Raw genomic sequence first — 22,292 nt, 5'->3', positions numbered from 1 at the left:
GTCGTGACCGAGATGCTGGGCATGAACGCCTATATCGAACGACGCGCGCTGAATACCATTCTTCGCGAGGGCGATATTGTCAACCAGGTCACCGTCGCCGTCGACCGTGGCCATGAAGCGGCCCTGTTGAATGAGCTCAAAGAGCTGCCACGGGTAGCGGTTGCCGTCAGCAAGTCCGTCATGAAACGAAACATCGAGGAGGTCACCGCCCGCAACGTGATGGTCTTCAGCGGCATTCTGACCGCATTTGCCGCCATCATCGCCATCGGCGTGGTCTACAACAACGCCCGCATCGCGCTGGCGGAGCGCGCTTGGGAACTGGCCAGTCTGCGCGTGCTGGGGTTCACTCGTGGCGAGGTCTCGGCCTTCCTGCTCGGCGAACTGGCCATTGAAATTGCGCTGGCGATACCACTGGGCATGGTGCTGGGCTACTTTCTGGCGTCGACCATTGTCAGCCTGATCAAAACCGATGAGTTTTACTTTCCCTTTGTGATCCAACCCGCCACTTATGCGTATGCGGCCTTGTGTGTGCTTGCAGCCGGCGTGGTCAGCGCGCTGATTGTGCGCCGCCGGGTGGATACGCTGGATCTGGTCGGTGTACTCAAGACACGCGAATAGGAAAACTGGAGAAATAAATGAAAAGAAAATTATGGATTGGCATCGTCAGCCTGTTGATGCTGGCTCTGCTGGGGTGGGCCTTTATGCCGACGCCAACAGAAGTCGAAATTGCCGCGGTAACCCAGGGGCGGTTTGAACGTGCTGTGCAGGAAGATGGCAAAACACGCTTGCGCGACCGATACGTCGTCTCGACACCGTTGACGGGCCGCGTGGCCCGCATTAATTTGAAACAAGGCGATACAGTGGAACGCAACGCCACCGTCGCCACGCTCTGGCCGGTTTCGCCAGCGCTGCTGGACGCGCGTGCCCGCGCCGAACAAGGTGCACGCATTGGCGCGATGCAGGCATCGGTGGCGCGGGCACAGGCCAATGTGGGGCGAGCTGGCGCGGCGCTTGAGCAGGCGCGTGCCGAACTCAAACGCAGCGAGACGCTTGCCCAACAGGGTTTTGTTTCACCCACTCAGAATGAGACCGGACGACTCAATGTCCGTCTGCGCGAGAAAGAGCTGGAAAGTGCGCGCCAGGAAGAGGCCGCCGCGCGCCATGAACTGGACCAGTCGCGCATCGTATTGCAACAGTTCTCGCAATCTCCGCAAGACGCGCAGCAGCGAGCCTACGAGATCAAGGCGCCCGTCTCCGGCAAGGTTCTGAAGGTGCCGCAGCAAAGCGAAGGCGTCGTGGCGGCTGGGACGCCACTGATGGAACTGGGTGACCCGACCCAGCTTGAAGTGGTGGTGGATATCCTGACCGAAGATGCCGCGCAGATCAAACCAGGAACAATGGTGCAACTCGCCAATTGGGGTGGGCCCGACGTCCTTGCAGGCCGGGTACGACTGATTGAGCCTGCGGCATTTACCAAAGTCTCCGCTTTGGGGGTGGAAGAGCAGCGCGTCAATGCGATTATTGACATCACCTCAGCACCGGAAAAGTGGCAAACGCTGAGTGACGGTTTCAAGGTCGATGTGCGGGTGCTGGTCCAGGTGGTGGAAAACGCCGTCAAGGTGCCGGTCAGCGCGCTGTTTCCGCTTGGTGCGCGTTCAGCGCTTTTTGTACTGGACAAGGGCCACGCACGCCTGCGCGAGATTGAAGTGGCAGCACGCAACGGTGTCGACGCCTGGGTCAAGTCAGGGCTCACCAAGGGCACTCAGGTGATCGTCTACCCGGACACCAAACTGAAAGACGGCGACCGCGTCAAGGCCCGCTGAACCCAGGCCCATGGTTCAGGTCAAGGGGCCACGCACCAAGGCGCCGCGTCATGGGCAAACCCCATCCACAAAGCCCAGACGGAACTGGCAGCCAATGCCAGACCCGCCAGCCGCACACCCCATTCACCCGTGCCTTTGCCCCGCAAACGCAGCCAAACCCAAGGTCCGGCCATCATGGATACGCTGGTACCCAAAGCAAACAGAGCCATGACCATCGCGCCTTCGAGCACCTTGCCTGTCAAGGCGGCGACGAGCAGGGCCGAGTAGAGCAGCCCGCACGGCAAAAAAGTCCACAGCGCCCCGATGACTAACGGCGCGCTCCTGCCCCGCCCGGCGGCCAGTGCGCGCGCGCCTGACCAGATTTTTCTGCCGGCCTGCTCCACCCACACCGGTTGCTGTGCCTTCCACAGCAACAATATGCCAAGTACCGCCGTCGCCACATGGAAAAGTGTCCACACCGGACGCAGCGCCGCCGATTGAACCGTCAGCCAGCCCAAACCCTGCATGGAGGCCGCCGCCAGCGCGCCCAAAGCGGCGTAACCCAATACCCGCCCTGCCTGAAAACTCCACATCGCGGTATTTTTACTTGGGCCTGCGGCCTGTCCAATGCCGGCACAGGCAGCGCCGCACATGACGACGCAGTGCGGCCCTCCGGCCAAGCCCATCAGAAGCGCCGTCAACGCGAGAGAAGATTGCATCCGCCGATGCTAAATGATCTTTGAAAACCGGGCGCGCGTGCGGTCAGTCTGCAAATAGCGATCAAACACCATGGCGACGGCACGTACAAAAAACCAGCCCATGGTGGTCACTTGGATGCCGGTTTCGTCCAGCGTGACCAGCCCTTGTTCGGCCAGATCGTGCAAGGCCTCGATTTCAGAGGCAAAGTAATTGCGAAAGTCCACCAGATAGGCCAGCTCGATGGACTCGAACAGGACTTCTCCCTGGCACATCAGGGCCATGATCACGGCCCGACGAACCAGATCGTCGCGCGACAGCGCCAGGCCGCGCACAACGGGAAAACGCCCATGGTCCAGGAAATCGTAATACTCTTCCAGCGTCTTGGCGTTCTGGCTGTAGGTGGCCCCGATCTTGCCAATGGATGAAACGCCCAGGCCGATCAGATCGCAATCCGGTTGGGTGCTGTAACCCTGAAAATTGCGATGCAAGCGTCCTTGCCGTTTGGCAACCGCCAGCGCATCGGCGGGAAGTGCAAAGTGGTCCATCCCCACGTAGACATAGCCGGCTTCCATGAACGCCGCCATGGAGCGCGCCAGCATGGACACCTTGGCCGGGCCACCCGGCAACTCCACGGCGGAAATGCGCCGCTGCGGTTTGAATCGCTCCGGCAAGTGGGCGTAGGCATACAGTGCAATGCGATCTGGACGCAACTCGGTCACCTGCGCCAAAGTACGGTCAAATGACTCAGGGCTTTGACGCGGCAAGCCATAAATCAAATCGATGTTGATCGAATCAAAATTGCGCTGGCGTGCCGCTTCCACCAGCGCAAAAACCTGCTCGGCCGGTTGCACGCGGTGCACCGCTTTTTGCACCTCGGGGTCAAAATCCTGGACCCCAAAGCTCAAACGATTGAATCCCAGCTCCGCCAGCGTGTCCAGCCGTGAGGCGTCGATGGTGCGCGGATCGACTTCGATGGAATACTCGCCACCGGTGGCCAGTGTGAAGTTGCGGCGCAACATGGCCATCAGTTCGCGCAGTTCGTCGTCTGACAGAAAAGTAGGTGTCCCGCCACCCAGATGCAATTGCGCCACGGTTTGTCCGACACCCAGTTGCTCGGTGTGCAATTCCACTTCGCGACTCAGATAGCGCAGATAAGACGTGGCGCGATCATGGTGCTTGGTGATGATCTTGTTGCAGGCGCAGTAGTAGCACAAGGATTCACAAAAAGGGATATGAACATACAAAGACAGAGGCAAGCTCATGGCGGCCGCACCGGAGCGCCTCAGCTTCAACGCCTGGGTGTAATCTTCAACCGAAAACGCTTCAACAAACCGATCCGCCGTGGGGTAAGAGGTATAGCGCGGCCCAGACACGTCGAAGCGACGCAACAGGTCTTCGGAAACGGGCTCAGCAACAGCTGCTTTCATGAATACTCCTTGGCAAGCCTGAGGAATATGCCTTAAAGGGCAAAATAATTTCTTGATTCAGATCAAAAAATACAATATCCAAGCCTGACATATTTGACCCACATCAGGAAGGACGGCAAATTAGTGCCAAAATGAGGAACATGAACCCTCACACCATCAAAGTCGCTTGTTCCAACTGCAACTTGCGGGAACTGTGCATGCCAATAGGCCTGAGCCGGGAAGAGCTGGATCTCATTGACAATGTGGTCGCGGCCCGGCGCACCATCAAGCGTGGCACGGCGCTCTTTCGCAATGGCGAGAAGTTCACCAGTCTCTTTGCCATTCGTACCGGGTTTTTCAAGACCTGTGTGGCGTCAGAAGACGGTCGGGATCAAGTCACAGGGTTTCAAATGGCTGGCGAAGTCATCGGTCTGGACGGCATTGTGAACGATCACCATACCTGCGACGCCATCGCGTTGGAAGACGCCGAGGTCTGTGTGATGCCATTTGACCGCATTGAAGAACTGTCACGCGAAGTGAACTCGCTGCAACGCCACGTTCACAAAATAATGAGTCGTGAGATCGTGCGGGAACACGGTGTGATGCTGCTGCTGGGTAGCATGCGGGCAGAGGAACGTCTCGCCACCTTCCTGCTGAATCTGGTTCAACGGCTGCATGCCCGCGGATTCTCCCAGTCAGAGTTGATCCTTCGAATGACGCGTGAAGAAATTGGCAGTTTTCTGGGCTTGAAACTGGAAACCGTGAGCCGGACATTTTCAAAATTTGTGGAAGAAGGCATCGTCGAAGTCAAGCAGCGTCATGTCCGCATTCTCAATACCGACATGCTAAAGGACATCGTCAATCCCAAATCCTGCACTTGAGCAGCGTCAAAAAGTCGACCTAGCACGGCCCTTGCTTGGGGCAACCATCGGGGCGATCGTCCGCTGGCAAGGGGCAGCGGTTGACTTCAAACGGAGACATCGCCAGCAAAGTAGTCAAGCCGCTGGACACCATGGTGATGCCCCAAAACACAAAGAATGCCACGGTATAAACGCCTTGACGCGACAGCTCAATGGGATGACCAAACCAGCGCAGGTCTTGCGGATCAACCATCGCAAATACCAGCACCTCAAGGACGCCAGCCACCATAAAAGCGGGCCAGGCGATCCACATCATTCGTTGTGACAACATGCTTGAGCCTCCTGCGTGTTAAAGGTTATGGGACTTACGGTTTATTGACGGCATTTGCCGTAGGTACCATGCCAGTCGCAGCGTGATTGCGGGCCTGCACTGCGGGTGCCAGACTGGCGGCATGGGCGTCAAGTTCCAGAGTCTTGTTGATTTCAATACCCTTGCGGTAATAGTCTTCGGTAACAAGCGGATCAGGCCTCGTTACCGCGAGATACAAGGTTACAAAACTAGCGACGACGACGATGGCAGGACCTGCCACGACCAGCCAGACGTGTCCAAATTTCCACCAGGGAACGGTCGAGTCAAACGTGTTTTGCGGCATAAGCTTTTCCTTATCGTGGAACCAAAAAAACCGATTTTTCAGTCAAGTGACCTGAAGAATCCAGCGAGTCTATTTCAAACTGAATCGCATGCGAGCCCGGTGTCGCTGCATCAAAAGGCAACTGCACCCGCACAGTCACCCAGCGCGATTGCGTAGACTCCACCAGCACGACATTCTCAGACTTCACTTGCAGGCCTGGCAGGCCCATCGCGGCGATTTTGTAGCGCTGGAGCGACTCGGTGGCGTTCATGACCTGCAGCCGGTAAACGTTCTCGATGTTGCCGCCTGAAACAATACGTGCCATGACGCCGCGATCGCGAACCACATCGACCTTGAATGGCGCGCGCAAGGTCAGACTGACCAGCATGGCCAGCACCACAGCCACCAGAATTGCCGTATAGACCAGAACACGCGGCCGCAGCACATGGCGCCAGGTCTGCGATTTGGTCCAGTGCTGACTCATGGCGTTCTCGGTCGTGTACTTGACCAGACCCCGCGCGTAACCCATCTTGTCCATCACGGTATCGCACACATCGGCGCATGCGCCACAGCCAATGCACTCGTACTGCAACCCTTTGCGAATATCAATGCCGGTGGGACACACCTGGACGCACAGCGTGCAGTCCACACACGCGCCAAGGTTCAGCGCCACGGGATCCGCTTTGCGTGACCTGGCACCCCGTGGCTCGCCTCGTTCAGAGTCGTAGGTCACGACCAGTGTGTCTTTGTCAAACATGGCGCTTTGGAAGCGCGCATACGGACACATATGCTTGCACACCTGCTCGCGCATGAAACCCGCGTTACCGTAAGTTGCGAAGCCGTAAAAGAAGGTCCAGAAGACTTCCCATGAGCTCATGCTCAACTGCAAGAACTCAATCCCCAGCTCTTTAATGGGCGTGAAATAGCCCACAAAGGTAAATCCGGTCCACAGCGACACAGCAAGCCACAAGAAGTGTTTGGCGCCTTTGCGCGTCACTTTTTCAAAGGACCAGGGCTGAGCGTCCCTGCGCATGCGGGCCGAGCGATCCCCCTCAACTTTCTTTTCTATCCAGAGGAAGATTTCGGTGTATACCGTTTGCGGGCAAGCATAACCACACCATAGGCGCCCTGCCACTGCCGTAAAAAGAAACAGCGATAGCGCTGAAATGACCAGCAGCCCCGCCAGATAAATGAAGTCCTGGGGATACAGCAGCAGTCCGAAGATGTAGAAGCGCCTTGTCCCCAGATCAAACAACACCGCCTGCCGCTGCCCCCACTCCAGCCACGGCACGCCGTAAAACACCAGTTGGGTCAGAAAAACCGTCGCCCATCGCCAGTTCGAAAACAAGCCCGAAACACTACGCGGATAGATTTTCTCGTGCGACGCGTACAGGGAAACCATCACACCTTGTGAATCTTCCGGCAGCAGCGGGCCATACCCCTCCTCGGGGACGATGGGGATGACCTTTCGGGTCACAGGTTCCTTGCTGTTCAAATTTTCTCTTTCTAGGATCAGTGGCTCAGATGGTAGGTAACTTACTTGGCCGTGGCGCCACCCTTGTTTGAAAGTCCCCACACATAAGATGCCAGAACATGAATCTGCGCTTGCGTCAGCTTGTCCGCCTGGGCTGGCATCTGGTTGACCTTGCCACCATTGATCATGGCGATGATGGCAGCCTCGCCATAACCGTGCAACCAGATGTCATCTGTCAGGTTCGCGGAACCAATCGCCGAGATGCCCTTGCCGTCCATACCGTGACAGGCAGCGCAGGCCATAAATTTTGGTTTCCCCAAAGCGGCTTGCACCGAGTCATGAGGGCTGCCGGACAGGCTCAAAACATACTGTGCTACGTTCTTGACATCTTCCGCCGTACCCACTGCCGCAGCCATCGGCGGCATCATGCCAATGCGGCCTTTAGTTATGGTCTCTTTAATATATTCTGGAGTACCGGCACCCAACCAGTCCTTGTCAGTCAAGTTGGGAAAGCCCTTGTTGCCCCGGGCATCAGAGCCATGGCATTGAGCGCAGGTGTTCATGAACAAGCGCTCTCCAATCGCCATGGCCTGAGCGTCATTGGCCACGTCTTCGGGCTTCATGGCCGAGAACTTGGCGTACAGAGGCGCGACCTCCGCATTGCCTTTTTCCACCTCAGCCTGGTGCTGACCGGAGGACGTCCAACCCAATTTTCCGGGGTAACTGCCCAGCCCCGGATACAGGGCCAGATAGACAAAGGCAAAGACGATCGTGATGACGAACAACCACGCCCACCAGCGTGGCAAGGGGTTGTTCATCTCGCGCAAGTCGCCATCCCACACGTGCCCGGTGGTGTTGTCGCTGGCCGTCATGGCTTTGGCCTTGCCACTGAACCACAGCAGCAAAAGACAGGCCAGAATGCTGACGATGGTGATCCCGGAGACGTATATCGCCCAGAAGTTACTTGTGAAGTCGCTCATTTTTTCCCTTTTATTGCGGTTCGTCAGTCTTGATCGAAAGGCAGGTTGGCGGCCTCTTCGAAATCAGAATTTCGGCGGGAATACGTCCACACCATGATTCCGATGAACGTGATGAAGCTGACCACCGTGGCCAACGAACGAAGTGTGTTGATATCGAGTTCCATATAAGACATCTCCCGCTTACTTGACCAAGGTCCCCAAGACCTGCAGATAGGCAATGACGGCTTCGATTTCTTTCTTGCCCTTGATCTCTTCCGACGACTTGGCAATCTGCTCATCGGTATAGGGCACGCCCACGCGCCGCAAAGCCCGCATGTGCGCTGGCATGGATTCGGAGTCCACGGTGTCCTTGAGCAGCCATGGATAGGCCGGCATATTGGATTCGGGCACCAAGTCGCGCGGGTTGTTCAGGTGGTCACGATGCCACTGATCGCTGTACTTGCCACCCACGCGGTGCAGGTCAGGTCCGGTGCGCTTGCTGCCCCACTGGAACGGATGGTCATAGACAAACTCACCCGCCACGGAATAGTGGCCGTAGCGCAGCGTCTCGGCGCGGAACGGCCGGATCATCTGCGAATGGCAGTTGTAGCAACCCTCGCGGGTATAGATGTCACGCCCCGCCAGTTGCAAAGCGGTGTAGGGCATCAGACCCTTGACCGGCTCCGTGGTGGACTTCTGGAAAAACAGCGGAACAATTTCCACCATCCCACCGACCAGCAACACCAGCAGGATCAAAACGATCATCAGGAAGTTGTTGGTTTCGATTTTTTCATGCGACAGTCCGCCGCTTGCGTTGTTGTTTGCCATGGTGTTTTCCTTCTCAGGCGTGGGCAGCGGCGGCCGGGATGGTCACGGTGACGGAGCGGCCGTTGGTCACGGTTTTAAGTGTGTTCCAGAGCATGATCAACATGCCAGTGAGGTATAGCAGGCCCCCCAACAAACGCAGCACATAAAACGGGAAGGTGGCTTTGACGGACTCTACGAAGGTGTAGGTCAAAGTGCCGTCGGCGTTGATGGCGCGCCACATCAGACCCTGCATCACACCGGCGATCCACATTGCGGCAATGTAAATAACAATGCCGATCGTGGCCGTCCAGAAGTGCACCTCAATCGCCTTGACGCTGTACATCTGCTTCTGACCAAACAGGCGTGGAATCAGGTAGTACATGCTGCCCATCGTCACCAGACCGACCCAGCCCAGAGCGCCAGAATGAACGTGACCAATGGTCCAGTCGGTGTAGTGAGACAGCGCGTTGACCGTCTTGATCGACATCATCGGACCCTCAAAGGTGGACATGCCATAGAAGGAAAGCGACACGATCAGGAAACGCAGGATAGGGTCATCGCGCAATTTGTGCCAGGCGCCTGACAAGGTCATGATGCCGTTGATCATGCCGCCCCAGCTCGGTGCCAGCAAAATCAGGGAGAACACCATGCCGACCGATTGCGTCCAGTCAGGCAGTGCGGTGTAGTGCAGGTGGTGCGGGCCAGCCCACATATAGGTGAAGATCAGCGCCCAGAAGTGAACGATGGACAGACGGTAGGAATACACCGGCCGCTCAGCCTGCTTGGGGATGAAGTAGTACATCATGCCCAGGAAGCCGGCCGTCAGAAAAAAGCCCACGGCATTGTGGCCATACCACCACTGCACCATGGCATCCTGCACGCCAGCGTAGGCCGAGTAGGACTTCATGTAACCAGCAGGAATGGCGGCACTGTTAACGATGTGCAACAAAGCCACGGCAATGATGAAAGCGCCAAAAAACCAGTTGGCCACGTAGATATGACGAACTTTTCGCGTGCCGATGGTGCCAAAAAACACGATGGCATACGACACCCAGACCAGCGTGATCAGAATGTCGATGGGCCACTCCAGCTCCGCGTATTCCTTGCCCTGGGTGTAGCCCAACGGCAAAGAAATGGCGGCCGCCACAATGACCAGTTGCCAGCCCCAAAACGTAAACGCCGCCAACTTGTCGCCAAACAGTCTGACGTGGCAGGTGCGTTGTGCCACATAGTAGGAGGCCGCAAACAAACCGCAGCCACCAAAGGCAAAAATAACGGCATTGGTGTGCAGCGGACGCAAGCGACCGTAAGTCAACCAGGGAATGCCCATATTGAGTTCGGGCCAGGTCAGCTGGGCGGCGATGATCACGCCGACCAGCATACCGACCACGCCCCAGACCACGGTCATGATGGCAAACTGCCTGACGACTTTGTCGTTGTAGGTAGTGGCCTGCGCATTGGGAAATATCATCTTCACCTCTTCTGAGTTTGTTTGAGATCAGTTTCTCATGGTTTTTCAAGGCGCCATCGCAATACCTATTGATCTACATCAGTATTTCAAAGGAATTTTTATGAGTCCTTAAGAATTCGTTCAGCTTCAGACTCAATGTCCTCAAATTGGCCGCGGTAGATCGCCCACCACAGTCCCCCGAGAATGAAAAAAACAAGAATAACCGACAGTGGTATTAATAAATAAAGAATATCCATCACATTTTTTTCAATGGTTTGGCGTTGTTCGACAGCCGCAAGGCATTGAGCACGACCAGCAGGGAGCTTAAGCCCATACCCAAACCCGCCAGCCAGGCCGGAAGCCATCCCGCCACGGCCAGAGGCACGCACACCGCGTTATAAATAGCCGCCCACCACAGATTCTGACGCACCACGCGCAAGGTTCGACGGGCCAGACGCAGCGTTCTCACAACCGCGTCGAGCTGATCGCCCAACACCACAAAATCTGCCTGTGCCTGCGCCAAAGGCACCGCTTGACCAAAGGCAAACGACACGTGGGCGCCGGCCAGTACCGGGCCGTCGTTGAGCCCGTCTCCCACCACCGCCACCTTGTGGCCACTTTGTTGAGCACCGCGCAAGAAGGCGAGCTTGTCCTGCGGTGCACACCCTCCCTGAAATTCAAGTATGCCCACCTGTGCGGCCACCCGCGCCGCCGCCTGAACGCTGTCCCCGGACAACAAATGCACCGCGATACCCTCTCGTTGCAGTGCGGCCACCGTATCCCGCGCATCAGCTCGCACGTCTTCATGCAGCTCAAACGTGGCCAGCCAGCCCCGCTCGTCGCTTAAAAAAGTCTGCAGCGCATCCTTTCTGGATCGTGATCGTTCAAGGCCGCAAAAATCGGCAGAACCCAGGCGCAGCTCGGTCGCGGTCGCAGTTAGCGTTGCGTTGCCGCACCACGCCCGGCCCGCCACCCCGCGCCCGGCGACCTCGTTCACGGTGTCCGCCGTCCACAGCGGGAAAGTGCCGATCCGGCCCGCGGCGGCCACCAGCGCTCTGGATACCGGGTGGAGCGAATATTGTGCCAAAGCCGCGGCCATCGCCAGCGCCTGGGCCGCCGGGACGCCGTCCCGCACTTGGGTCGAGCCCAACACCATGGCGTCCCGCGTCAGGGTTCCGGTTTTGTCGAACATCACCGTATCGACGGCCGCCATGGCTTCCAAAGCCTCCAGCCGACGCACCAAAACGCCGCGTCGTGCGAGCGTTCCGGCGACGGCCAGCATGGCGGCCGGTGTTGCCAGCGACAGCGCGCAGGGACAGGTCACGACCAGCACGGCGACTGCGACCATTAGCGCACGGCCGGGGTCTCGTCCCCACCAAAAAGCGCAGGCCAGCCCGGCCGCCAGCAGCACCCCCATCAGGAACGGTTTGGCAATGCGATCGGCCAAGCGGGCCAAACGCGGTTTGGTGGTTGAGGCACTTTCCATTAGCGCCACGATCTCGGCAAAACGGGTTTGCTCGCCGGTGCGTTCCACGCGAACCTGGACCACCGTGGAGAGGTTGTGGCTGCCGGCAATAACCAGGCCACCGACACCGCGTGCTACCGGACGCGACTCGCCCGTGAGCAGTGCCTCATCGACCAACGTGTCGCCTTGCAGCAGCACCCCATCGGCCGGAAAGGTCTCCCCCGGCAAGATCCGAATGACATCCGCGGGCAGCAGGCGGCGCACCGGCACGCGTTCATAAGTGCCGTCCTGGCGCAGCCGCGCCACGCTGTCGGGCAGCCGGTTCATCAGCACTTCCAGCGCGCCGGCCGTTCGATCGCGCAGACGCAACTCCAGCCAGCGCCCCGACAACAGAAAGAAAACAAACATGGTGAGCGAGTCAAAATAGACTTCGCGACCAAAGATGCCATGCGGATCAAAAGTGCCGGCGGTGCTGACGGCAAAGGTAATCAGCATGCCCAAAGCCACTGGCAAATCCATGCTCACGCGACGCTGTAACACATCCCGCCAGGCACTGCCAAAAAACGGCCCGCAGGAGAACAGAATCACCGGCAGGGTCAGCACCCAGGAGGCCCAGCGCAGCAGTTGCTCCATCTCGGCCGTCAAATCCCCAGGCGCCGCGATGTAGGCTGGATAGGCGTACATCATCACCTGCATCATGCACAGCCCGGCCACCATCAAGCGCCAAAGCGCCTTGCGTGCTTCACTCTTGCGGCGTTCACGGGTAAACGCATCATTGGCCGGCACGGCGCGGTAGCCGGCGGTTTGAACCGCCCGCATCCAGTCTGAAGGCCGGACCGCATCAGACGACCAGACGACGCGCGCACGGTGGCTGCCGGCACTCACCTCGGCCGTCACCACACCGGGCACGCGCAGCAGGGCGTCTTCGAGCGTCAGGGCACAGGCCGCGCAATGCATGCCTTCGATCAGAAGATTCGACTCCCAAAAATTGGCGCGACGGGCATCAGGGCGACTGAAGGCCGACCACTCCAGCGGGTCATCGAGGAGACGCAAGACGTCCGCGGTCGCAGCGGCATCTGATGAATCCGCATGAACCTGGTCGCGATCTTCAAGAAGGTTTTCTGACGCCGTGACAGAGACGGCAGGACTTGCAGTTGACATAAGGTTCAAGGGTGTCCGGCGATGCGCGCAGTTTACTTGACGACCATCAAGAAGGCACAGGACGAGCAGAGTAAGCTGGCGGTATTCACTCAATAGGAGCAATTCATGTACCAAAGAATTCTTGTCGCCACCGACGGTTCCACCTTGTCAAAAAAAGCAGTGAACAGCGCCATTGCGTTGGCCGCGCTGACAGGGGCAGAGTTGGTGGCCTTGAAAGTAATTCCGCGTTACCCACAGAGCTACTTTGAGGGCGGCCTGGCCTTGCAGGCGGCTGAGGTCAGCCGGGTTGAGAAGCAATGGGCAGAGGACGGACAGTCCATTGTCGACGCGGTTCAGAAAACCGCATTGGCAAAAGGTGTCAAAACCAAGGCCATCACGGCCAAGTCAGACCTGGTGTCGGAGGCCATCATTGCAGCGGCCAAAAAACACAAATGCGATCTGATCGTGATGGCATCCCATGGGCGGCGCGGCATCAAACGCCTGTTGCTGGGCAGTGAAACCCAGCTGGTGCTGACGCACTCTCACATTCCAGTTCTCGTGTTACGTTAAATAAACGTGTAACCCTCGTCGAATATACGTGTTCAGCTATAAATTTAATAGCTAATTGATGGCTGAGCGGTCTTCATCCAACTCCGTATTGCGCGCGTAAAACATTTTTTTGAACCTTGCCCATGGTGTTGCGCGGCAAGGCATCGACCACAAAACATTGCTTGGGCACTTTGAAATTGGCCAGTTGTGATTTCAGACTGGCAATGATCTGGCTGGGGTCGAGCTTGGCACCCGCCTTCGCGATGACGATGGCGACGCCGACTTCACCAAAATCCGCATGCGGGATGCCAATCACGGCGCTCTCGGCCACGCCGGGCAACTCGTTGATGAAGCTTTCAATTTCGGCCGGATAGACGTTGTAGCCGCCACTGATGATGAGGTCTTTGCTGCGGCCCACGATGGTCACATAGCCCAGCGCGTCAATCTTGCCGACATCACCCGTTTTGAAGTAGCCGTCGGCCGTGAATTCTTCAGCGGTTTTCTCGGGCATGCGCCAATAGCCCTGGAACACATTGGGCCCCCGGACCTGGATGCCGCCGATCTCGCCCGCCGCCACGGGCTGGCCTTGGTCATCCTGCACGCGCAGACTGACGCCCGGCAGCGGGAAACCAACCGTGCCGCCACGCCGCTCACCTTCGGTCTCGTCGTACGGGTTGGAGGCCAGCATCGCGGTCTCGCTCATGCCGTAACGCTCCAAAAGGGTGTGGCCGGTTCTGGACTTCCAGTCGTTGAAGGTTTCAATCAACAAAGGCGCGGACCCCGAAATGAAGAGCCGCATGTGGCGTGCCACATCGACCGTCAATTCCGGCTCGGCCAGCAGGCGCACATAGAGCGTGGGAACGCCCATGAACACGGTCGCCTCGGGCATTTTTTGAATGACCAGTTTGGGGTCAAATTTGCCCAGCCAGATCATCTTGCTGCCGTTGAGCAGCGCACCGTGAATAGCGACAAACAAACCGTGCACATGGAAGATCGGCAAGGCATGAATCAGCACATCGCCGCCCTCTTCTGCCGTTCGCCAACCCCAGTAAGTTTTGAGCACCTGCGCGTTGCTCAGCAGATTGCCGTGGCTCAGCATCGCCCCTTTGGAACGACCCGTGGTGCCGCTGGTGTACAAAATGGCGGCCAGGTCATCCGCTTGTCGAACGGCCACCACGTGCTGGTCCGAAGCATTGGCGGTGCGGTCCAGCAGGGAGCCGGTGCGGTCGTCATTGAGCGTGAACACGTACTGGGTGCCCGCCTTGAATGCAATCTTGCTGACCCAGCCAAAGTTTTTGCTACTGCAGACCACCACGGCGGGTTCGGCGTTGCCGATGAAATACTCGATCTCGGCGCTTTGATACGCCGTGTTGAGCGGCAAAAACACAAAACCAGCACGCAAGGTCGCCAGGTACAAGACCATTGCCTCGACCGATTTTTCCACCTGCACGGCGATGCGGGAGCCCGCGGGCAGGTCCAGCGACGCCAGCAGGTTGGCCATCATGGCGGTGGCGCGATCCAGGTCGCGCCAGCTGTAAAACAGGCCGTTGTCGGTCTCAATCGCGACGCCGTCCAGGTCTTTGGGGAAGGCGGCGCGAAGTGCGGCGAAGAGGTTGCCGTTACCGGCCAGGGGAATGTTCTGCTTTTGCATATCAAGGGTGGGTGGAGGCTTGGGCTCGGTCAGCTTGCGTGTTGCGTGACGGCAGGCCCAGGGGGTGCCAAGGGCGTCAAAACGCGGGTTTTCGCTTCTCCAGAAAGGCCTGAATACCTTCCCTGTGTTCGGCGCTGTCGGCGTAAGCGTAGGCTTGCTGGCTGTCGACTGCTATCATATTTGTGGCTGATTGTGCAATATCGGCGGGGGCTGGAGCGCTATTTAATGCACGAATCGTCTGCTTGTTGAGTCTCGCCGCCTGCGGTGCCAGTTTGGAAATCCGATGCGCTGCGTCCCCCGTCTCGGCGGCCAGCTGATCGTCCGCCAGCACCCGGCTGAGGAAGCCGCAAGCCTTCATCTCGGCCGCGCTGAAAATCGTCGCCGCCAGCAACATTTGGCGCGCGGTGCCAAGGCCTGCTTCGCGCGCCACCAAGGCGGCTTCGCGCGGCGCCATGGGAAAACCGAGCTTGGCGATGGGCGCCCCAAAGCGGGCGGATTCGCAACTCAGGCGAATATCACAACAACTGGCCATCTCCATCCCCGCGCCCATGCAGTTGCCTTCAATCCGGGCGACGATGGGTACGTCGCAGTCCAGCATGGCCTGCAAACCACCCCAGACATCGTGTTCGTGGAAGTCGCGCAGCGTCGCTTCCTGAAACCGGAAGTCGGCATATTCCGAGATATCACCGCCTGCGCAAAAATTTCCGCCCTCACCCGCAATCACCACGCAGCGCACGTCGCTGCTGCGCTGGATGTTCTCAAAAACAGAGCGCAGCTCGCGCCACATGACGCGCGACATGGCATTGAACCGGGGTGGGTGGCTGATGGTGACCCGCGCCACGCCCGCCTGCTGCTTAAACCGGATAGATCCATGCATACCTGAACAACTCCTTTAATTCGGTCCAGCGCGCGCGAGCTCGGCCCGCGCCTTGTCATCAAGTTTGTCCAGCAGGGCGGCGGCGTTCTTGCCCAGCAAGGCGCGAAAGCCCGGGATCGGCGACAACATGGCAAAAGTCTTGAGGCGGGGGAAACATGTTCTACCTCGGTAAAAACCCGTGGTCCGCGACAAAGATCAGCGTGCGCTGCGTCTCTGCGCCCACCACCACAAGCCGACGCCGCCGACGATCATCGGCACACACAGCCATTGCCCCATGCTCATGCCCAGCGACAGAATGCCAAGGAACGCATCGGGTTCGCGGAAAAATTCGGCCGCAAAACGAAACAGCCCATAACCCAGCAAGAAGGCGGCCGCCACCTGACCCTGTTTGCGCTCCTTGCGCGCATACAGCCACAACAGCACGAACAGAAGCAGCCCCTCGCCCAAGAACTGGTACACCTGCGACGGGTGACGCGGCAAGTCCCCAGCGCCGCGAAACACCATGCCCCAAGGCAGGTCCGGGGGGCTCAAACGGCCCCACAACTCGCCGTTGATGAAGTTGCCGACCCGCCCCGCCGCCAAGCCCGTCGGCACACACGGCGCCACAAAATCAGCCACCTGCAGCCAGGGCTTGCCGCGTGACACGGCAAACCAGATCATGGCGGCAATGACACCCAGCATGCCGCCATGAAAGCTCATGCCGCCCTGCCACACCGCGAAAACCTCCAGCGGGTGCGCCAGGTAATAGGCAGGCTTGTAAAACAGGCAATAGCCGATGCGCCCGCCCAGCACCACGCCCATCACCCCCATGAACAGGATGTCTTCCACGTCTTTGCGCGACCAGGCACCGGCCCCTTTGATGGACGCAAACGGCTCATGCCGCAAGCGCCGGATACCCAGAAACATGAACAAGGCAAAAGCGGCCAGGTAGGTCAGTCCATACCAGTGGATGGAAAAAGGACCTAGTTGCAGGGCGATCGGATTGATTTGTGGATGGATCAGCATGGACGGCATTGTGCACGCAAGCGCAAGTCCATTCCATAGCGGCTGGCGCCGACCCGCGAAAGCTTGCCGCGCGTTACGCGAGTTGCGACTTGGCAAACGCCACAAAACGTTCCAGCGTGGGGCTGACGCCCTCGTGCTTCCAGACCAGGCTGGTCTCGCAGCCCGGCATGGCGCCGACGTTCCTTCCAGAGACATTTTTGCCTGCCAGCACCTCGCGGTACACGACGCCGGAGCGCTGGAACTGGCGCACGCTGTCTGGCACCCAGGCGACGCCGAGTCCGGCCGACACCAGGTTGACAATGGTCTGCATCTGAATCGCTTCCTGGGCCACAACGGGCAGGCAAGCCGCGGCGTGGTACAGCGCAAAAATGGCGTCGTACAAAGAAGGCACGATGCGCCGCGGAAAGATGACCAGCGGCTCGGCCAGCACCTCATTCAACGCCAGCGCGGGTCGATTCGCCAGCGAATGGTGCTCAGGCAGCGCCAGCACCAACGGCTCCTGGGTGATCAGCCAACGCGCCAGGCCCGACGGGGCAAAACCCGGCGCATGCAGCATAAAGCCGGCATCCATGTCGCCGCGCTCAAGGCCCTGCAACTGCACATCACCCGTGGCTTCCAGCAGCTCCAGCTGCACTTTGGGATAGAGCGCCCGAAACGCCCGCACCCACTGCGGCAGCAACGCAAAGCCGACGGTGGAGACGAAAGCCAGGCGCAGGCGCCCGACTTCGCCCGCCGCCGCCGCCCGGGCCTGCGCCGGCAAGGCTTGGGCGCGCGCCAGCAGATCCAGCACGGCCGGCAGCAAGGCCTGGCCGGTGGCGGTCAGCTGCACGCTGCGCTTGGTACGGTCAAACAAACGCATGCCCAACAATTTTTCCAACTGGGCAATCGCTTGCGTCAAGGGCGGTTGGGTCATGTGCAGGCGCGTGGCGGCGTGACCAAAATGCAGCTCCTCGGCCACGGCCACGAACTGGCGCCACAGCCGGAGTTCGATGAGGTGCGCGCTCAATGACGGGCTGACGGACTGATTGAGGCTTTCATTCATATGCTGTGCATATTAATAATTACTTAAAAATATATTGGAACAACATAATAGTCCGGCGCATACTCTGGCCTGAAAACTGCAACCCATTTCACGAGAGAGCTCTTATGGCCACCCAACCCGTCATCCTGAACCCCCGCAGCAAAAACATCACCGAGGGCAAGTCGCGCGCGCCCAACCGCTCCATGTACTACGCCATGGGCTACGAGGCCGATGACTTCAAGAAACCGATGATCGGCGTGGCCAACGGCCACAGCACCATCACGCCATGCAACAGCGGCCTGCAAAAGCTGGCCGATGCCGCGATTGCCGCGATTGAAGAGGCGGGCGGCAACGCCCAGGTGTTCGGCACCCCGACCATTTCCGATGGCATGGCGATGGGCACCGAAGGCATGAAGTACTCGCTGGTCTCTAGAGAGGTGATTTCCGACTGCATCGAGACTTGCGTGCAAGGCCAGTGGATGGACGGCGTGCTGGTCGTGGGCGGTTGCGACAAGAACATGCCGGGCGGCCTGATGGGCATGCTGCGCGCCAATGTGCCCGCCATTTTTGTCTACGGCGGCACCATCCTGCCCGGCCATTACAAGGGCAAAGACCTCAACATCGTGAGCGTGTTTGAAGCCGTCGGCGAGAACGCGGCCGGGCGCATGAGCGACGAAGACCTGCTGGAGATCGAGCGTCGCGCCATCCCCGGCACCGGCTCGTGCGGCGGCATGTACACGGCCAACACCATGTCGTCCGCCTTTGAAGCGCTGGGCATCTCGCTGGCCTACTCCAGCACCATGGCGAACCCGCACGACGAGAAGGTGAACTCGGCCCGTGAGTCCGCCAAGGTGCTGATCGAGGCCGTCAAAAAAGACCTCAAACCGCGCGACATCGTGACCCGCAAGTCGATCGAAAATGCCGTCGCAGTCATCATGGCCACTGGCGGCTCCACCAACGCCGTGCTGCACTTTTTGGCGATTGCGCATGCCGCCGGGGTCGAGTGGACGATTGACGACTTTGAGCGCGTGCGCCAAAAAACGCCGGTGCTGTGCGACCTCAAGCCCAGCGGCCAATACCTGGCGGTCGACCTGCACCGGGCCGGCGGCATTCCGCAAGTCATGAAAACCTTGCTGTCGGCCGGTCTGCTGCACGGCGACTGCATCACCATCACCGGCCAGACCATTGCGGAGGTGTTGAAAGATGTGCCCGATGCGCCACGCGCCGACCAGGACGTGATTCGCCCCTTGAGCAACCCGATGTACGCACAAGGCCATCTGGCGATTCTGAAAGGCAATCTGTCACCCGAGGGCTGCGTGGCCAAGATCACCGGCCTGAAAAACCCGGTGATGACCGGCCCGGCCCGCGTGTTTGACGATGAACAGTCTGCCCTGGCCGCTATTCTGGCGAACCAGATCGTGGCCGGCGACGTGATGGTGCTGCGTTACCTCGGCCCCAAAGGCGGCCCCGGCATGCCCGAAATGCTGGCCCCCACCGGTGCCCTGGTCGGGCAAGGCCTGGGCGAGTCGGTCGGCCTGATCACCGATGGCCGCTTCTCCGGCGGCACCTGGGGCATGGTGGTCGGCCACGTGGCGCCCGAAGCGGCAGTCGGTGGCACGATCGCCTTCATCCATGAAGGTGACTCCATCACCATCGATGCGCATCAGTTGCTGCTGCAACTCAATGTCAGCGACGAGGAAATCGCCAAACGGCGCGCCGCATGGACGGCACCCAAGCCACGCTATACCCGCGGCGTGCAGGCCAAGTTTGCGTTCAACGCGTCAACCGCCAGCAAGGGTGCCGTGCTCGACAACTACTGAACAACCGCGGCCACCGCGACCTGATCAACAAAGCCCGCGCAACTTGGCTTAAGCGGGCTTTTTTTTGATGTCTCGTCAACGCTGCTTCTTTTTGGGCAAGGTGCCCAGAGCCTCGCGGTTTCTGTCAATACGGTCTTGCCGACGCGCATTGTCACGCTCCATCGCTTTCTTTTTGGTATACCCCGATGAATCTGCCCAGGCCCACCAGAGCACCGCCAAACCAAATGGCACTGCAATAACCCACCAGTCCCAAGTGGCCACCGGGCCGATTTCAAGATACTTCAGGACCAGTAAGACCAGTCCAAGTCCCAATAAATACATTTCATTCTCCTAACATTTTTTACACTGTAAACCTGTGATGTGTGTCAACGACTATCATTGGCCCTGCGTTATTCGACTGTAAACCAACCCATAAGGAAAAAATTGATGAAACGTGTTCTCTTTGCTCTAGTCGCCGCAGCCACTGTCACTGCGCCCGCGTTTGCTGATCTGGCGCTTGCGACGTCCAAGAATTGCCTGGCGTGCCATGCCGTTGACAAAAAAGTGGTGGGGCCAGCCTACAAAGACGTCGCCAAGAAATACGCCGGCCAAAAAGATGCCGTGGACAAGCTGACCGCCAAGGTCATGAAAGGCGGCGCTGGCGTTTGGGGCCCCGTGCCCATGCCCGCCAATACGCAAGTCAATGAGGCCGAGGCCAGGAAACTGGTCACCTGGGTTCTGAGCCTCAAGTAAGCTGCATCGTTCGCTTTTCAGATAGCAAAAAAAGCCCGCATATTGCGGGCTTTTTTTTAGCCGTTTTTTCTTGATAATTTTAGCCGATAGCCCCCGTTAAATGGGCGCCGCCAGCTATTGTTTTCGTAGCGTCAATAGGTTTGTCCCAACTGGTCCAGAATCGCGGGGTTTTCCAGTGTCGACGTATCCTGCGTAATGGACTCACCCTTGGCCAGCGAGCGCAGCAGGCGGCGCATGATCTTGCCGGAACGGGTTTTGGGCAAATTTTCGCCAAAACGGATGTCTTTGGGTTTGGCAATCGGGCCAATCTCCTTGGCTACCCAGTCACGCAGTTCCTTGGCAATCGCTTTGGCCTCGTCGCCCGTCGGGCAGGAGCGCTTGAGCACCACAAAGGCGCAAATAGCCTCGCCCGTCAGGTCATCCGGGCGCCCCACCACGGCGGCCTCGGCCACCAAGTCGGACTTGGCCACCAGCGCCGACTCGATTTCCATCGTGCCCATGCGGTGACCCGACACATTGAGCACGTCGTCGATACGGCCGGTGATGCGGAAGTAACCGCGGTCGGCGCTGCGCACCGCGCCGTCACCCGCCAGGTAATACGTGCCACCCATCTCTTCCGGGAAATAGCTTTTCTTGAAACGCTCAGGGTCGTTCCAGATGTTGCGAATCATGGAGGGCCATGGCCGTTTGATGACCAGCAAGCCGCCGGACCCATTGGGCACGTCATTGCCCGCTTCGTCCACGATGGCGGCCATGATGCCGGGCAGCGGCAAGGTGCAGCTGCCAGGGACCAGTGGCGTGGCGCCCGGCAGCGGCGTGATCATGTGACCACCGGTTTCGGTCTGCCAGAAGGTGTCCACGATCGGGCAACGCTCGCCACCCACATGCTTGTAGTACCACATCCAGGCTTCAGGATTGATAGGCTCGCCCACCGTGCCCAGGATACGCAGACTGCTCAGGTCCGAGCGGCCAGGATGGACCGTGGCATCGCCCTCGGCCGACTTGATCAGTGAACGGATGGCGGTAGGCGCGGTATAGAAAATGGTGCACTTGTGGCGCTCGATCATTTGCCAGAAACGACCGGCGTTCGGGTAGGTCGGTATGCCTTCAAAAATGATCTGGGTGGCGCCTGCTGCCAAGGGTCCGTAGGCCACATAGGCATGGCCGGTAATCCAGCCAATGTCCGCCGTGCACCAGAAAACATCGGAGGGTTGAAGGTCAAACGTCCAGTCCATGGTCAGCTTGGCCCACAGCAGGAAGCCCCCGGTGGAATGCTGCACACCTTTGGGTTTGCCGGTAGAGCCGGATGTGAAAAGAATGAACAGCGGATGCTCGGCACCCACCGACACCGGCGCACATTCGGTGCTTTGACCCGCCAACGCCTCAGTAAAGGTGACGTCGCGGCCCGCGACCATATTGCAGGCGGACGCGGTGCGCTGGTAAACGAAGACGGTCTTGATGGACTCGCAGCCGCCCAAGGCCAGGCCCTCGTCCACGATCGATTTCAACGGCAACTCCTTGCCACCGCGCATCTGGAAATTGGCCGTGATCACCGCCACGGCGCCGGCGTCAATGATGCGTTCCTGCAGCGCCTTGGCCGAGAAGCCACCAAACACCACGCTGTGCGTGGCGCCAATGCGCGCGCAGGCCTGCATCGCGATGACGCCCTCCAAGGTCATGGGCATGTAGATCAGGACCCGATCGCCCTTTTGGATGCCATGCGCCTTGAGGGCGTTGGCAAACTGACTGACCTTGGCCAGCAACTCTTTGTAGCTGGTCTTGGTCACGGTGCCATCGTCAGCTTCAAAAATAACGGCTGTTTTGTTCTCGACCGGCGTGCCCATGTGCTTGTCCAGGCAGTTGGCCGACGCGTTCAGTTCGCCGTCCTCGAACCACTTGTAAAACGGCGCCGCTGACTCGTCCAGCGTCTTGGTAAAGGGCTT

The 22,292-nt window shown here is 59.0% G+C and carries 23 protein-coding genes and 1 pseudogene; 6 read left to right on the top strand and 18 right to left on the bottom strand.

Features of this window, described 5'->3' with window-relative positions:
* Together B3V69_RS18955 and B3V69_RS18950 are read left to right on the top strand one after the other, a co-directional pair.
* Window positions 1-618 (top strand): ABC transporter permease (locus B3V69_RS18955; protein WP_296448800.1); only part of this gene is annotated, 618 nt, incomplete at its 5' end.
* Between the two features lie 17 nt (window positions 619-635).
* Window positions 636-1,823 (top strand): efflux RND transporter periplasmic adaptor subunit, encoded by a 1,188-nt coding sequence (locus tag B3V69_RS18950; RefSeq protein ID WP_296448797.1) that lies wholly within the window; start codon window positions 636-638, stop codon window positions 1,821-1,823.
* 20 nt (window positions 1,824-1,843) lie between these two features.
* On the opposite strand, the gene B3V69_RS18945 is transcribed toward B3V69_RS18950, so the two are convergent.
* Both B3V69_RS18945 and hemN read right to left on the bottom strand, forming a co-directional pair.
* Window positions 1,844-2,521, bottom strand: a complete 678-nt coding sequence (locus B3V69_RS18945) for a sulfite exporter TauE/SafE family protein (RefSeq protein WP_296448794.1) — start codon at window positions 2,519-2,521, stop codon at window positions 1,844-1,846.
* 9 nt (window positions 2,522-2,530) lie between these two features.
* Entirely contained in the window at window positions 2,531-3,928 is a 1,398-nt protein-coding gene (gene hemN, locus B3V69_RS18940; RefSeq protein ID WP_296448791.1) for an oxygen-independent coproporphyrinogen III oxidase, read from the bottom strand.
* Between the two features lie 140 nt (window positions 3,929-4,068).
* Between hemN and fnr the strand changes: the two genes are divergently transcribed.
* Window positions 4,069-4,788, top strand: a complete 720-nt coding sequence (fnr, locus tag B3V69_RS18935; protein WP_296448787.1) for a fumarate/nitrate reduction transcriptional regulator Fnr — start codon at window positions 4,069-4,071, stop codon at window positions 4,786-4,788.
* A gap of 19 nt (window positions 4,789-4,807) precedes the next feature.
* Here the strand turns inward: fnr and B3V69_RS18930 are convergent, their stop codons facing one another.
* From B3V69_RS18930 to B3V69_RS18890, 9 genes are all read right to left on the bottom strand, one after another.
* Entirely contained in the window at window positions 4,808-5,098 is a 291-nt protein-coding gene (locus B3V69_RS18930; RefSeq protein WP_296448784.1) for a hypothetical protein, read from the bottom strand.
* A 34-nt stretch (window positions 5,099-5,132) separates the two neighbouring features.
* Window positions 5,133-5,420, bottom strand: a complete 288-nt coding sequence (locus tag B3V69_RS18925) for a FixH family protein (RefSeq protein ID WP_296448781.1) — start codon at window positions 5,418-5,420, stop codon at window positions 5,133-5,135.
* A 10-nt stretch (window positions 5,421-5,430) separates the two neighbouring features.
* Window positions 5,431-6,894 carry a cytochrome c oxidase accessory protein CcoG gene (gene ccoG, locus B3V69_RS18920; RefSeq protein ID WP_414707580.1) on the bottom strand — a complete coding sequence of 488 codons (1,464 nt, stop codon included), beginning with the start codon at window positions 6,892-6,894 and terminating at the stop codon, window positions 5,431-5,433.
* A gap of 41 nt (window positions 6,895-6,935) precedes the next feature.
* Complete coding sequence (ccoP, locus tag B3V69_RS18915) at window positions 6,936-7,853, bottom strand: cytochrome-c oxidase, cbb3-type subunit III (RefSeq protein ID WP_296448779.1); 918 nt, start codon at window positions 7,851-7,853, stop codon at window positions 6,936-6,938.
* Window positions 7,854-7,876: 23 nt separating this feature from the next.
* Complete coding sequence (locus tag B3V69_RS18910; protein ID WP_296448776.1) at window positions 7,877-8,017, bottom strand: cbb3-type cytochrome oxidase subunit 3; 141 nt, start codon at window positions 8,015-8,017, stop codon at window positions 7,877-7,879.
* A 16-nt stretch (window positions 8,018-8,033) separates the two neighbouring features.
* Window positions 8,034-8,660: a cytochrome-c oxidase, cbb3-type subunit II gene (ccoO, locus tag B3V69_RS18905; RefSeq protein WP_296448773.1), complete on the bottom strand. Its 627-nt coding sequence runs from the start codon at window positions 8,658-8,660 to the stop codon at window positions 8,034-8,036.
* Window positions 8,661-8,673: 13 nt separating this feature from the next.
* On the bottom strand, window positions 8,674-10,110 hold the full coding sequence (gene ccoN / locus B3V69_RS18900; RefSeq protein ID WP_296448770.1) for a cytochrome-c oxidase, cbb3-type subunit I: 1,437 nt from the start codon (window positions 10,108-10,110) through the stop codon (window positions 8,674-8,676).
* Between the two features lie 98 nt (window positions 10,111-10,208).
* Window positions 10,209-10,346 (bottom strand): cbb3-type cytochrome oxidase assembly protein CcoS, encoded by a 138-nt coding sequence (gene ccoS, locus B3V69_RS18895; protein WP_296448767.1) that lies wholly within the window; start codon window positions 10,344-10,346, stop codon window positions 10,209-10,211.
* Window positions 10,346-12,607 carry a heavy metal translocating P-type ATPase gene (locus B3V69_RS18890; RefSeq protein WP_414707579.1) on the bottom strand — a complete coding sequence of 754 codons (2,262 nt, stop codon included), beginning with the start codon at window positions 12,605-12,607 and terminating at the stop codon, window positions 10,346-10,348. The genes ccoS and B3V69_RS18890 overlap by 1 nt, the downstream gene beginning before the upstream one ends.
* 213 nt (window positions 12,608-12,820) lie before the next feature.
* On the opposite strand from B3V69_RS18890, the gene B3V69_RS18885 reads away from it, so the two are divergent.
* Window positions 12,821-13,264 carry a universal stress protein gene (locus B3V69_RS18885; RefSeq protein WP_296448746.1) on the top strand — a complete coding sequence of 148 codons (444 nt, stop codon included), beginning with the start codon at window positions 12,821-12,823 and terminating at the stop codon, window positions 13,262-13,264.
* A 73-nt stretch (window positions 13,265-13,337) separates the two neighbouring features.
* Here the strand turns inward: B3V69_RS18885 and B3V69_RS18880 are convergent, their stop codons facing one another.
* The 5 genes and pseudogenes from B3V69_RS18880 to B3V69_RS18860 all read right to left on the bottom strand — a co-directional run bounded on the left by B3V69_RS18880 (window position 13,338) and on the right by B3V69_RS18860 (window position 17,818).
* A complete protein-coding gene (locus B3V69_RS18880; protein ID WP_296448745.1) occupies window positions 13,338-14,894 on the bottom strand; it encodes a malonate--CoA ligase in 1,557 nt (518 codons plus the stop codon).
* A 76-nt stretch (window positions 14,895-14,970) separates the two neighbouring features.
* Window positions 14,971-15,771 (bottom strand): enoyl-CoA hydratase/isomerase family protein, encoded by an 801-nt coding sequence (locus tag B3V69_RS18875; RefSeq protein ID WP_296448742.1) that lies wholly within the window; start codon window positions 15,769-15,771, stop codon window positions 14,971-14,973.
* Window positions 15,772-15,798: 27 nt separating this feature from the next.
* Window positions 15,799-15,924: pseudogene (locus B3V69_RS18870) on the bottom strand (malonyl-CoA decarboxylase domain-containing protein); the annotation flags it as partial.
* A 42-nt stretch (window positions 15,925-15,966) separates the two neighbouring features.
* Window positions 15,967-16,776 carry a prolipoprotein diacylglyceryl transferase gene (lgt, locus tag B3V69_RS18865; protein ID WP_296448740.1) on the bottom strand — a complete coding sequence of 270 codons (810 nt, stop codon included), beginning with the start codon at window positions 16,774-16,776 and terminating at the stop codon, window positions 15,967-15,969.
* Window positions 16,777-16,849: 73 nt separating this feature from the next.
* Window positions 16,850-17,818, bottom strand: coding sequence for a LysR family transcriptional regulator (locus B3V69_RS18860; RefSeq protein ID WP_296448738.1), 969 nt, complete (start codon window positions 17,816-17,818; stop codon window positions 16,850-16,852).
* 104 nt (window positions 17,819-17,922) lie between these two features.
* On the opposite strand from B3V69_RS18860, the gene ilvD reads away from it, so the two are divergent.
* Window positions 17,923-19,617, top strand: coding sequence for a dihydroxy-acid dehydratase (ilvD, locus tag B3V69_RS18855; protein WP_296448736.1), 1,695 nt, complete (start codon window positions 17,923-17,925; stop codon window positions 19,615-19,617).
* 75 nt (window positions 19,618-19,692) lie between these two features.
* Here ilvD and B3V69_RS18850 read toward each other — a convergent pair whose 3' ends face one another.
* The gene (locus tag B3V69_RS18850; RefSeq protein WP_296448734.1) at window positions 19,693-19,938 is read right to left on the bottom strand and encodes a TIGR04438 family Trp-rich protein; all 246 of its coding nucleotides are present in this window, start codon (window positions 19,936-19,938) and stop codon (window positions 19,693-19,695) included.
* Between the two features lie 105 nt (window positions 19,939-20,043).
* Between B3V69_RS18850 and B3V69_RS18845 the strand changes: the two genes are divergently transcribed.
* On the top strand, window positions 20,044-20,349 hold the full coding sequence (locus tag B3V69_RS18845) for a c-type cytochrome (protein ID WP_296448733.1): 306 nt from the start codon (window positions 20,044-20,046) through the stop codon (window positions 20,347-20,349).
* Window positions 20,350-20,480: 131 nt separating this feature from the next.
* Here the strand turns inward: B3V69_RS18845 and acs are convergent.
* The coding region (acs, locus tag B3V69_RS18840) for an acetate--CoA ligase (RefSeq protein ID WP_296448731.1) at window positions 20,481-22,292 on the bottom strand (1,812 nt) is incomplete at its 5' end.

The organism is Rhodoferax sp. UBA5149 (assembly GCF_002413825.1).
GTDB lineage: Bacteria > Pseudomonadota > Gammaproteobacteria > Burkholderiales > Burkholderiaceae_C > Rhodoferax.
Note: the sequence above shows the minus strand (reverse complement) of the source record. Positions and strands in the feature narration are given on the sequence as shown.